The organism is Nocardia sp. bgisy134 (assembly GCF_965341865.1).
GTDB lineage: Bacteria > Actinomycetota > Actinomycetes > Mycobacteriales > Mycobacteriaceae > Nocardia.
This window is the reverse complement of the sequence record NZ_CBDQZP010000027.1, coordinates 1-12,165: the sequence shown is the minus strand read 5'-3', so window position 1 is coordinate 12,165 and position 12,165 is coordinate 1. Positions and strand designations below refer to the sequence as shown.

Below are 12,165 nucleotides of genomic sequence, written 5' to 3'. Positions count from 1 at the left end.
GTCAGTCCTGGCCGACCGCGGCAGGCGGCGCGAGCAACCCGTCCAGTTCGGCGACGGCGGCGTCCAGCGCGGCCGTCAGATGCTCGATCGGCGGCAGTTTGCCGGCGGCGCCGAGCACGCCGATGAACAGCTCGTCGCGGTAGCCGAAGCAGGTGAAGTTCAGCGCATTGCCGTGCATCAGAAGGGATATCGGATACATCGCGTCCAGGCGAGCGCCCTCCCAGAACAGCGTTTCCCGTGGCCCCGGAATATTGGAGATCCCCATGGGGTGCGAGGACGGAGCCGACCGGATGCCGAGCAGCAGCGCGAAGACCCACGGGAAGGTGGTCGCCAAGCCGTAGCCGATGACCGCGCCGGGCGACATCGCGCCCATGTGCCGCTTGGCGGCGTCGATCGCGTCCTTGACGGCGGCGAGACGCCGCACCGGGTCCTCGACGTCGGTCGCCAGCGCCGTGAACATCAGCCCCGCGCGAGTGCCCACCCGCTGGTCGCCGTCGCGCAGATCGGTCGGCACACCGGCGGTGAGCGGACGGTCGGGCAGTTCGGCGTGATCGGCGAGGTAGCCGCGCAACGCCGTGGCGACCAGATACAGCACCAGATCGTTGACGGTGCAGTCCGCCGCGCGCGCCAGTCGTTTGATCTCGTCGAGCCGATAGCGGCGCAGCGAGAGGTCGCGCGCGCCGGTGATCGGACCGTCGAGGACGGAGGGCGGCTGCCGGTAGGTCTGCTGCGCGGTCGACTGTCCCTTCTTGCGCCGCAGCGCATCTCGCGCCGCCCCGCCGATCCCGGACAGTATCGCGAAGAATCCGTACACCGCCGTGCGCAGCGCGCGGATCCGGCTCGTTCGCGCCGGAGCGAGGTCGGTCTCGGGACCGATCGTGAAGAAGGGCGGCAGATCGCGCGCCCGCGCGTCGGGGGACAGACCGCCGGTGATGACGCGCACCAGCGAAACGCCGTCCAGCAGACTGTGATGCGTCTTCAACACCACGGCGAACCGGTCCTCGGACTGTCCCGTCACGAAATGCAGCTCCCACGGCGGCTTGCCCAGGTCCAACTGCTCGCGGTGGATGCGCGTCACAAGGTCGACCAGTTCGTCGCGGCCGGTGCCCGCGGGCAGCCGCCACGTCCTGATGTGGTCGGCCGGGTCTATCTCATCGACTTCCCGCACCAGGGCGAGGGATTGGCCGAGGCGGCCGCGCACCGGCCGCAGATTCCACGGCGCCGGAGCGGTGAAAGGGGCGGCGTGCCGCGCGTGCCAGCGGCGGACGAAACTCTCGGCATCGCCTTCGGGACAGTGGAATTCCATCAGGAACGCCACATGCATCGGCATCTCCGGCGACTCCAGCGACAACCAGGTCGCGTCGGTCGCCGACAAGCGCTTCACCGCCATATCGGCTCCTATCCTTCGAATTCGCGGTCGGCCGCCGGTCGTGGCGCGAGGTCGAGCCGCAGGCCGACCGGGATCACGGCGAAATGGAAACGGTCGTCGGGCGGCGGCACACCGTCCGGGAGCCGGAAATCGAAAGTGCGGCAGGCCATCGCGGCCACGCTCTTGACCTCCAGCATCGCCAGGCCGCGCCCCGGGCAGAACCGCGGCCCCGACCCGAAGGGGATCGCGACGTCGGGGCGGTGCGCCCTGCTGTCGGCGTCGCGCAGCCACCGTTCGGGGTCGAACCGCTGCGGATCGGCGAAATATTCCTCCTGGAGACCCGGATACCGCACGTTGACCAGCACCCACGTGCCCGCGGGCAGCGCGATATCGCGTAGCACGGTGTCGTGCACCGCCTCCATGAGCAGCAGGGGAGTGGTGGGTTGCAGCCGCATCGACTCGGCGACAACGGCTTCCAGATAGGGCTGACGCTCCAGCGCCGACGGGATCCGCGCGACTTCCTCTCGGATGCGTTCCTGCGCTTCGGGTTCGGAGGCCAGGTGGTAGAGCAGCCACGCCGCGGCATTGCTCGTGGTGTCCTGCCCGGCGATCAGGATCGTCAGCGCCTCGGCGAAGAGTTCGTCGTCGGTGAACGATTCGCCGCCATCGTGGGCGAGCAGGAATGCCTCGATGAAGTTCGTCGGCTGTTCCGGCGCGGTCGTGCGCGCACGGGCGATGACCGCGTTCACCTCGGTGCGCAACGCTTCCAGTGCCCGGTCCAGCGCGTGATCGGCGGGCAGCTTGACCCAGCGCCAGTAGGGAAGCGGAATGTTCAAGCGGCGGTTGAGCATCGGGAAGACGTGCTCGAGGTGCTGCTGGATGACGTCGCCGGACTGCTCGAGGGTGTTGATGTCGTAATCGAAGGTGAGCTTGGCGGTCACGTCCACGGTGTAGCGGGTCAGGTCGGCGCGCACGTCCTCGGGTGCCGACGCGAGCCAGCGCCGCCGGAGCCGCTCGGTGATCTGCTCGAGCGTGGTGTGGAACCGCGTGAGATGGGCGGCGTTGAAACCGGGCATGGCCAGCCGCCTGCGCCGCCGCCACGCGTCGCCCTCGGAGGAGAACAGCCCGTTGGAGCCCATCTCGCTCATGATCGACTCGATCGAGGACTGCCGCCGGTAGGTCCCCGGCCGCTGCCGCAGGATCTCCTTGCTCAGTTCGGGATCGCCGACCACGACCAGTCGCCTGCCCGGCATGCTCAGCCGGTAGACGGGGCCGTATTCCGCGCACCAGCTGTCCACTTGCCGGTGCAGCCGGGTCGGGGTGAGCTGCGGGAGGTTGCCCAGCACCGGCCAGCCGTCCGGGCCGGGAAGATCGAGGAGCGACATCGGTGCGCGGAGCGGGGCGGACACCGGGCCGAGCCTAATCACGAATCGAGGGCCCGGCGCAATCGGCGACGGTAATTCATCGCGGGAAACCAGCTTCGTGCCGAATATTTGTCGCGAAGTAGCAACGCGCACACATCGATTGGTGATCCCCCTCACCGATCGGCGGCCGAAGTGGACCGCTGTCGCGGTCTGGTCGTAGTGTCACAATCATCCGGTCGAGTCCGGGTTTTCCGTTGCCCCCCTGCTGTATCGGCGCCGTGTCGCTCCATTTCTGTGGTAGTCGCGGCCCTCGGAGGAAATCTCGTATGAATCGCTCTCGAATACGCGCGCTCGGGGCCGCTCTCCCTTCCGGAGAATTCACCACGAACGAAGTGCTCGACCGCATGTCGAGCGGCGGCGAGTTCGACGTCGAACGCATTACCGGTATCGCACACCGGCATATGGTCGACCGCACCGAGGAGGACACCCTGACATTGGGTGTCGCCGCGGCACTCGACTGCCTGGCCGGCTCCGGGTACGACCCCGCCGATCTGGATGTGATCATCTGCGGCGGCACCACCGTGCACGACGGGTTCCGCATGGTGTTCGAGCCGTCCGCCGCGGGGGAGATCGCCCGCCGCATCGGCGCGGTCAACGCCACCGGCTATGACGTCGCCAACGCGTGCGGCGGCACCATGACTGGCGTCTACCTGCTGGACAACCTGATTCGGGCCGGGGTCGTCCGGACCGGCATGGTGGTGACTCCTGAGGTCATCTCGCCGGTCACCGAGGGCGCGCTGGCCGAGGCGGTGGACGCCCGCGATCCCCAGTTCGCGGCGCTGACCCTGGCCGACGCGGCCGTCGCGGTGGTGCTCGACCGCGCCGTCGACGACGACGATGCCGTCCACTACATCGACATGATCACCTGCGCGGAATACTCCGGCCTGTGTATCGCGAAACCCAGCGACGCCACCGAGAACATGATCATGTTGACCGACAACCTCACCATGCAGGCGGCGCCGAGGCGCGAAACATGGGCGAAATTCCATCGTGACGTATTGGCCAAGAAAGGCACGACCTTCGCCGCCGAAGGCTTCGACTACATCATTTTCCATCAGCTCGGCGTCGGGTTCACCGAGAAACTGGCGGAGTCGGGCAGCAAGATCCACGACGTACCGATGCCGCCTCGGCTCGCGTGCGTCGAAAAGTACGGAAATACCGGCGCGAGTACACATTTCCTGGTGCTGCACGACTATCTGTCCCGCGGCCTGATCGAACCGGGTTCGAAGATCTGTTTCGTGCCGACGGCGTCGGGAATGGTGTTCGGCGTCCTGTCGGCGACCATCGGTGAGTTGGTGAAGTGAACGTGGTGACCATTCTGCGGAATTCGGCGGTGAGCGACGATCCGGCGCTCGGCTCGATCGGCCACGCGGTCGCGGCGGCGCGGGAGTGCCTGGCTGGGGCGGGCCTGTCGGCGGCGGACGTGGACGTGCTGGTGAACGTGGGCGTGTACCGCGACGCCAACATCGTGGAGCCGTCCAACGCCGCGCTGATCCAACGCGAGCTCGGCATGCATCTCGACTACGAATCCGGCTCGTCCCGGCCCGGGTTCTCCCTCGACCTGCGCAACAGCTCCTGCGGCGTGCTGAACGCACTCCAGGCCGCGAATGCGTTGCTGGCCAACGGCACCGCCGAGCACGTCCTCATCGTCGGCAGTGACGCCCACCCCGGCGGCCGGGCGGACGCCGCCGACTTCCCCTATGCCACCGTGGGCGGTGCGTTCCTGGTGACGAACGGCATCGACGACGCGAGCGGCTTCGGCGCGGTGCACTTGCAGCCCGCGCCGCGTCCGGACGGCGCACACCCCGGCGTGGCGGGGTACCTCGATCTGAAGGCGATGGGCCACGACGGCGCGCGCACGATCACCGTCGACGTCGCCGGCGATTTCGCCGAGCAGGTCACCGGTGTCGCGCGCACGGCGGTGCGGAACTATCTCGCGAATCATCCTGATCTGGAACCGGATTCGACGGTCCTCGTCACCAACGATCCCGCGCCGGACTTCGCGGCGACGCTGGCCGCCGATTTCGGCTTCGCGCGTCACCACCAGGCCGACGCCGGAGCGAAGAACGCCGGGAGCTCCGGTCTCATCATCGCCTACCACCAGCTGATCCGCTCCGGCGTCGTCGGCCAGGGTGACCGGCTGCTGCTCGTCGCGGGAGGGTCGGGGCCGACCGCGGGCTGTGTCGGTTACCGGGTGCCCGCCGGCGGTGCCGAGTGACGCGCGCCGTCGGATACGAGGACCCGAACGCCCTGCTCGAGCGCCGGATCGCGGAAGGGGCCGACAGGCCCGCCCTCAGCTACCCGACCCGCTCGGACGCGGCGAAGGCCGAGCGCGGCGCCGACCTGCGGTTCGCGGACATGACCTACGCCGAGCTCGGCCGCCGCGTCCGCTCGTACGCGGCGGGCTTCGCCAGGATCGGTATCACCGAGGGCGTCAAGACCATCGTGCTCGTGCGGCCCGATCCGGACCTGTTCGCGGTGTTGTTCGCGCTGTTCCGGGTCGGCGCGGTGCCGGTCGTGGTGGATCCCGGCATGGGTGTGCGCCGCATGCTGCACTGCTTCCACAGCGTCGGCGCGGAGGCGTTCATCGGGATCCCCGAAGCGCACCTGGTGCGACTGGCCGCGCGGCGCACCTTCGGCTCGATCCGCGTGCATGTCACGGCGGGGCGGTCGTACTGGGGCGGTCACAGCCTGCCCGATCTGCGCGGCGAGCCGGAAATCCCTGCGGCCGAACATGCTCCGGACGACCTGTTCATGATCGCCTTCACCACCGGCAGCACAGGACCGGCCAAGGGTGTCGAGTTCACCAGGTCGGGCTTCGCCGCCGCCCTCGACGTCGTCGCCGAACTGCACAATCGCCCAACGGGATTCGTTTCGCTCACCTCGGTGCCCCTGTTCGGGCTCTTCGATCTGTTGCAGGGCGCGCACGTGGTGCTCGGCCCGGTCGACCCGGTACGGGTGTCGAAGGCGAATCCCGCGCTGCTCACCGAGGTGGCGCGGTCCTTCGGCGCCACCGACCTCACCGCCTCGCCCGCCCTGCTGACCCGGCTCGGTGAGCATTTCGCCGAAACCGGCGAGTCGTTGCCCGACATCGCCCGGGTCATCTCCATGGGCGCACCGGCGAATCTGGTCGCGTTGGAACGTATCCGGGCCGCCCTCGGCGTCGAAGCCAGGGTGTTCACCACCTACGGCGCCACCGAGGCGCTGCCGCTGACCACCTTGGAATGGTCCGAGCTGGTCGAGACGCGCGCCGCGACCGCCGAGGGCGCGGGCGTGTGCGTCGGCCGCCCGCTGCCGGAGAGCGGCGGCGCGACCCTGATCCGGATCATCGGCGCCACCGACGAGCCCATCGCCGACTGGGAGGAGAACCTGGTGCTGCCCGCCGGGCAGATCGGCGAGATCGTCGCGAGCGGACCGCAGGTCAGCAGCGCCTATCACCGCAATGCCGCCGCCGACAAGCGGCACAAGATCGACGAGCGGCTGCCCGACGGCGGCGTCCGGCGCTGGCACCGCACGGGCGACCTGGCGCGCGTGGACGAATCGGGCCGACTGTGGTTCTGCGGGAGGCTCTCCCAGCGTGTCCGGGCTGCGGGCGGTGACATGTACACGGTGCGGTGCGAGCAGATCTTCAACACCCATCCGGACGTCGCCAGGAGCGCACTGGTCGGCGTCGGCGCCCCGGCCGAGCAGATCCCGGTGCTGTGCTTCGAGCCCGCCACGGATCTCACGCCCGCCGAACTCACCCGTGTGCGGCGTGAACTGTGGGCCATCGCACAGAGCAATCAGGCGACCGAGCGCATCCGGACCTTCCTGCCGCACAGCGACTTTCCCGTCGACATCCGGCACAACGCGAAGATCGGGCGGGAGCGGCTTGCGCGATGGGCCTCGGATCAGCTCGGATTCCCGCGAACGAAGGAAGGAACGGACCGATGAAGGTTCTCGTCACCGGCGCCACCGGATTCCTCGGCAGCCACCTCGTCGATGCCGCCACCGGCGCGGGCGACGAGGTGCGGGCGCTGGTCCGCGTGGGCAGCGACCTCGGCTACGTGTCCGGCGTCCCCGGACTCGAGACCGCCGTGGGCGATCTCGGCGACGTGGACTCGCTGCGGGCGGCCTGCCACGGCGTGGACGTCGTCTATCACAGCGCTGGCCTGGTGTCGGAAGTCGGTGCGCGGGAACAGTTCTGGCAAGCGAACGTGGAGGGCACCCGGAACCTGATCGCGGCCGCTCGCGATGCGGGAGTATCGCGGTTCGTGTACGTCAGCAGCCCCTCGGTCGCCACCTCCTACGAGACGGACCGCTTCGGCATCGACGAGTCGGAGCCCTATGTCGACGCGCCCAAGAGCCTCTATGTCGCGACGAAGGTGGTGGCCGAACAGTACGTCCTCGCGGCCGACTCGCCCGGCTTCACCACGTGCGCGCTGCGTCCGAGGATGATCTGGGGCCCGCGCTCGGCCGGGTGGATGAGCCTGCTGCTGCGCAAGCTGAAAAGCGGTCGGCTGCCCGACCTTTCGGGCGGACGCCGGGTCATGGCGTCGATCACCTACTGCGAGCACGCGGCCGCCGCGTGTCTGCAGGCCGCCCGTTCCCCCGAGGTCGCCGGAAACGCGTATTTCCTGGCCGATCCCGAGGACATCGACCTGTGGGAGTTCGTCCGCGACCTGGCTGTCGCGCTCGACCTGACCCCGCCGACCCGCACCGTGCCTGCACCCGTGCTGGACGCGGCGATCGCCGTCTTCGACACCATCTGGCGTATTCCCGCCGTCAAGGAACGGTGGGCGCCCCCGCTGTCGAGTTGGACGACGGCAGCGTTGACCGTCTCCAGCACCTACGACACCTCCGCCGCCCGTAAGGATTTCGACTACAACCCGACCGTCTCCCGCGCGGAAGGCCTGGCGCGCTACGTCGAGTGGGTGCGCTCGGTAGGCGGCGTCGACGCCGTCCTGGCCCGCGGCTGAACGAATCGCGCCGAATCGGAGGTTGTCTCGTGACATCACTGCTGGCCACCGTCCGTGGCCGCCGCACCGGCGTCCCGTCCACGGTTCCCACCGCGCCAGGCGCGCTGCCGTTCCTCGGGCACTGGCACCGGTTCGGTCGCACACCGCACCGGTTCCTGTCCACCCTGTCGGTGCACGGACCCGTGGTGCGCATCGGAATCCCCGGCTACGAAACGTATGTCGTCACCGAACCGGAGCTGATCAGGGAGGCCTTCACCGGGCTGTCGGATCAGGGCTCGATGATCGAGCGCGCCGAATTGCTGCTCGGCGCGGGGGTCACCGTCGTCTCCGGCGCGACACATCGTCGTTCGCGCAGGCTCATCGCCCCCGCGTTCGCGAAGGCGCGCATCGCCCAGTACGCCACCGTGATGACGGCGATGGGGCAGGCGCGGGCCGATCAGTGGCGTGATGGCGCGACGCTCGCCGTCAACGAGGAGATGCACGACCTGGCGCTGCGCACCGTCGCAGGCGCGCTGTTCTCCGGCGAACTCGGCGAGGTCACCGCGCGGCGCGTCCACCGGCTGTTGCCCGAGGTGATGACGCTGCTTGCGCGCCGCGTCACCCGGCCCGCCTGGCTGGACCGGCTGCCGACACCGGGCAATCGCCGCTTCCTCGCACTGGTCGATCAGCTCAAGGACGCCACCGCCGACATCATCGCGGCCTACCGCGCCGACCTGGCCGCCGACCCGGCACTCGACCACGGCGACCTGCTCGACACGTTGATCCGGGCCCGCGACGAGGACGGCGCGCCGCTGACCGACAAGCACGTGCACGACGAACTGGTCAACTTCCTGGTCGGCGGCACCGAGGCCATCGGCATGACCGCCACCTGGCTGCTCTACGAGCTGGCGCGCAACCCGGAGGTGGAGCACGCCCTGCACGCCGAACTGGACGAGGTGCTCGGCGGGCGGCCCGCCGAATTCACCGACCTGCCGCGGCTGGACCTGACCAAGCGGCTCGTGCTGGAGACGCTGCGTCGCTACTCGCCGTGGCTCACCGTGCGGCACGTGCCCGCGGACTACCAGTTGGGCGGGCACGCGCTGCCCGAGGGAGCAATGCTGTTCGTCTGCCCGATCGCGGTGCATCGCGACCCGCAGGTGCACGCCGACCCCGACCGGTTCGACCCCGATCGCTGGCTGCCCGAGGCGACGGAGGGGATGTCGCGCGGTGCGCACATCCCGTTCGGCATGGGCGCGCGGCAGTGCCCCGGCAACGTGTTCGCGCTGACCCAGGTGGCGTTGCAGATCGCCACCTTGTGCGGGCGCTGGCGGCTCCGGCTGGAGCCGGGGTTCACGGCGCGCGAGACCGTCATAGGCGCGCTGGTGCATCCCGAAAGCCTGCCCATGCGTGTCGAAGCGAGGACATCCGGCGACACCGACGCGGGTATCGCGAGATGACCGATGCCAGTACCGATCACAGTTCCGTGCGAGGAGAGGCGATGTCCCTGATCACCGAACGGTGTGAAGTCGCGGTGATCGGCTCCGGGTTCAGCGGGCTCGGCGTGGCGATCAACCTGAAGCGTTCCGGCATAGACGATTTCGTCGTTCTCGAACGCGCGGACGCGGTCGGCGGCACGTGGCGTGACAACGTGTATCCGGGATGCGCCGTCGACGTGCCGTCGGTGCTGTACTCGTACTCGTTCTTCCCCGGTGACTGGTCGCGACTGTTCGCCACCCAACCGGAGCTGCGCGCCTACACCGAATCCGTGGTCGACGCGTTCGAGCTGCGGAGCCACGTGCGGCTGAACAGTGAGGTCGTCGAGGCCGAGTTCGACGAGACCACGCACCGGTGGTCCGTGCGGCTGGCCGACGGACGCATCGTCAGCGCGCGTGCCGTCGTCATGGGGTACTTCTCGTTGCACGTGCCGTTCGTCCCGGACATCCCCGGCCGAGACGTGTTCCCCGGCGTCCAGATGCACTCCGGCTCATGGGATATCGGCTTCCAGCCGGAAGGGAAGCGGATCGCCGTCGTCGGATCGGGCGCGAGCGCCGTGCAGATCGTGCCCGCGCTGGCTCGACAAGGCGCGCACGTGGTGTCGTTCCAGCGCAGTCCGGCGTGGGTGCTGCCGCGCGGGGACCGGGCGATCCCCGGACCGGTGCGGACGGTGCTGCGCAAGTTCCCGCCCGCGCGACTCGCCCTACGCTGCACCGTGTTCTCGCTGCTGGAGTTGGTGCATCTGGCCGAGTTCCATCCTCGGTTGCTGCCGGTCTACGAGCAGATCTGCTTGCGTGCGCTGCGCAACCAGGTGCCCGATCCGCGCACGCGCGAGGCGCTGCGACCGGACTACCGCTTCGGGTGCAAGCGGCCGATGGTGTCCGACGAGTACTACGCGGCCTTCGCCCGGGACAACGTCGACCTGGTGACGGAGAAGATCGTCGACCTCACCCCGGCCGGTGTGCGCACCGCCGACGGTGTCGTCCACGAGGTCGACGCGATCGTGTGGGCGACCGGTTACCACGTCCAGGACTCGATCCCGCGCTTCCCCGATTTCCGCACACCCGCCTTCTCGCTACGGGACAGTTACGAGCGCAACGGTTTCACCGCCTATCGCGGCATCGCCTTCGCGGGCCTGCCGAACCTGTTCTGCGTCACCGGTCCCAATACCGCGCTCCCGCACACCTCCCAGTTCCAGGCCATCGAACCCACCACTCGCCTCATCGCCCGGATCATCGCCCACATGCGTGATCGCGCCGTCACCCGCTACACACCCACGGACACCGCCCAGCGCCGCTTCGTCGCCCGCTGTCGCCGGGTTCTCGCCGACCGCGTCTGGACCACCGGTGGCTGCACCAGCTACTTCGTCACTGCCACCGGCACCAATACCCTCACCTGGCCGGGCGGCACTCGCAGCGTTCGCCGCGACCGCCGCCACATCCACCCCGAGGATTGGGACCGCCGCTCGGCCGCCGCCGGCTGATCGTCCGGAAACGAATCCGACGGCGCACGGCGACGGGCCCGTCAGCGGTCGGCGACGAAGGCGTCGAGCAGGCTGCGGTAGACGTCGGCGAAGCGCTTGCGCGCGTTCTGCTGTTCGGTGGACAGGCCGTCGGTCGCGTCGGGCGCGTACACGATCACGTGCAGGTTCTGGCCCGGCGGTTCGGGCATCACGTCGACGATCTGACTGCCGCCGTCGCCGGAGCCGGGCACGCCGAGGTCGAGGGTGGACAGCGCGGTGAGCTCGGCGAGGGCGGTATCGATGACCTCCCTGCGGACCGCGCCGCTCACCTCGCGCGGCGGGGTGTTCCGATCCCGTTCGGGCGCGACGGCATCCGGTTTGCGGACGGCGTGGCCGTCTGCGTAGACCTCGAGGACGGGCCGCAGATCCATCCGGTCCTGCCAGCCCGCGGGCATCGTCGTGAGCGTGAGAAGCGCGACGTCCGCTCTCGCGGGCGTGGGTGCGGGCAGCGGAAGGGGCGGATGAGCGGCGAGCGCGGGCGGGTTTTCCGTTGCGGGAGTGTGGGTTTCGGCTGCCGGGGGCTGCGGCGCCTGCTTGGCCGGATCGGCGGCGGCAACGCCCCATCCGGCGGTGAACGTCATCGCGAGGACAAGCAGAGCCGATATCGTTCGTCGCATGGAATTCCCATCTCGATAGCGTCGACCGTCCGCCTCGTCCGGGAAGTGAGCTCTTTCCGGCGCAGCGGCTCAGGGTGCCGTAGAGCGTACCTTTGACATTCCCATTGGGTTCGCCTACTTTCCCTGGCGGGGAGTTCGGTGTGTCGATCTACCGAAGTCGGACACCCATTGGGGAGGGGGATACTGCCATGTCTCTGGCTCGAAAGCTCACCATCGCCCTGGTCGCCGGGGCCGCGTCGCTCACTGTCGTCGGTGCGGGGACGGCGCATGCCGCGGGAGATCAATTCGGGGCGATCGCTGTCGAGAAGGCTCCGAATCCGTTGGGTGTGACGTACTTCTACGGATCCCACGCCGCGACGCCCGAGGTTGCCAGGCAGGCCGCGGCGGCCAGATGCGGCTCGGAGTCGGGCAACCCGGACGCGGTCTGCGATCTGGTCACCTGGAGCAACGCGTGCGTGGCGGCCGCAACGCGCGGTGTGGACTACCAGTGGGCCGAGGGGCCGAATCGTGAAGCGGCCATTCAGAACGCGCTGGCGTTGTCCAACGCGGTCGGCGCCAGTATCGTTCCGCTGCCCGCGGCGATCAGTTACGTCGCTTGCACTCCGAGCGTGGAGTGACGCACCGGAACCAGCGCCTCGGCGTCAGCGGTTCCAAGGGTGGGGCGTCGGTCCGATCGGCTGTAGTGGCCGTTGTCGGGCTGGCGCCCTGACACATTCACAAGGGCGGTGGTATCGGAATCCGACCGTTTCCGGACACCGCCCGGTAAATCCGTGCGGGCACGCGGATGTCTGTCGGGCGGGCC

At 69.1% G+C, this 12,165-nt stretch carries 10 protein-coding genes; 7 read left to right on the top strand and 3 right to left on the bottom strand.

Features of this window, described 5'->3' with window-relative positions:
• Position 1: 1 nt before the first annotated feature.
• Both ACRWNM_RS33210 and ACRWNM_RS33205 read right to left on the bottom strand, forming a co-directional pair.
• The gene (locus ACRWNM_RS33210; protein WP_431972118.1) at positions 2 to 1,390 is read right to left on the bottom strand and encodes a wax ester/triacylglycerol synthase family O-acyltransferase; all 1,389 of its coding nucleotides are present in this window, start codon (positions 1,388 to 1,390) and stop codon (positions 2 to 4) included.
• Positions 1,391 to 1,398: 8 nt separating this feature from the next.
• A complete protein-coding gene (locus ACRWNM_RS33205) occupies positions 1,399 to 2,778 on the bottom strand; it encodes a cytochrome P450 (RefSeq protein ID WP_431972117.1) in 1,380 nt (459 codons plus the stop codon).
• 281 nt (positions 2,779 to 3,059) lie between these two features.
• Here ACRWNM_RS33205 and ACRWNM_RS33200 point away from each other — a divergent pair, with 281 nt between their 5' ends.
• Genes ACRWNM_RS33200 through ACRWNM_RS33175 form a run of 6 tightly spaced genes read left to right on the top strand, consistent with a single transcriptional unit; the run spans position 3,060 to position 10,707 of the window.
• Complete coding sequence (locus ACRWNM_RS33200) at positions 3,060 to 4,097, top strand: 3-oxoacyl-ACP synthase III family protein (RefSeq protein WP_431972116.1); 1,038 nt, start codon at positions 3,060 to 3,062, stop codon at positions 4,095 to 4,097.
• Positions 4,098 to 4,102: 5 nt separating this feature from the next.
• Positions 4,103 to 5,011: a hypothetical protein gene (locus ACRWNM_RS33195; RefSeq protein ID WP_431972115.1), complete on the top strand. Its 909-nt coding sequence runs from the start codon at positions 4,103 to 4,105 to the stop codon at positions 5,009 to 5,011.
• Positions 5,008 to 6,726, top strand: a complete 1,719-nt coding sequence (locus tag ACRWNM_RS33190) for a fatty acid CoA ligase family protein (RefSeq protein WP_431972114.1) — start codon at positions 5,008 to 5,010, stop codon at positions 6,724 to 6,726. Before ACRWNM_RS33195 ends, ACRWNM_RS33190 begins: the two co-directional genes overlap by 4 nt.
• Positions 6,723 to 7,751, top strand: a complete 1,029-nt coding sequence (locus ACRWNM_RS33185; protein ID WP_431972113.1) for an NAD-dependent epimerase/dehydratase family protein — start codon at positions 6,723 to 6,725, stop codon at positions 7,749 to 7,751. Before ACRWNM_RS33190 ends, ACRWNM_RS33185 begins: the two co-directional genes overlap by 4 nt.
• A gap of 29 nt (positions 7,752 to 7,780) precedes the next feature.
• Positions 7,781 to 9,187: a cytochrome P450 gene (locus ACRWNM_RS33180; protein WP_431972112.1), complete on the top strand. Its 1,407-nt coding sequence runs from the start codon at positions 7,781 to 7,783 to the stop codon at positions 9,185 to 9,187.
• A gap of 41 nt (positions 9,188 to 9,228) precedes the next feature.
• Positions 9,229 to 10,707, top strand: coding sequence for a flavin-containing monooxygenase (locus ACRWNM_RS33175; RefSeq protein ID WP_431972111.1), 1,479 nt, complete (start codon positions 9,229 to 9,231; stop codon positions 10,705 to 10,707).
• Positions 10,708 to 10,748: 41 nt separating this feature from the next.
• On the opposite strand, the gene ACRWNM_RS33170 is transcribed toward ACRWNM_RS33175, so the two are convergent.
• Complete coding sequence (locus ACRWNM_RS33170) at positions 10,749 to 11,363, bottom strand: hypothetical protein (RefSeq protein WP_431972110.1); 615 nt, start codon at positions 11,361 to 11,363, stop codon at positions 10,749 to 10,751.
• A 188-nt stretch (positions 11,364 to 11,551) separates the two neighbouring features.
• Between ACRWNM_RS33170 and ACRWNM_RS33165 the strand changes: the two genes are divergently transcribed.
• Entirely contained in the window at positions 11,552 to 11,980 is a 429-nt protein-coding gene (locus ACRWNM_RS33165) for a DUF4189 domain-containing protein (protein WP_431972109.1), read from the top strand.
• The last annotated feature ends 185 nt before the right edge of the window (positions 11,981 to 12,165 follow it).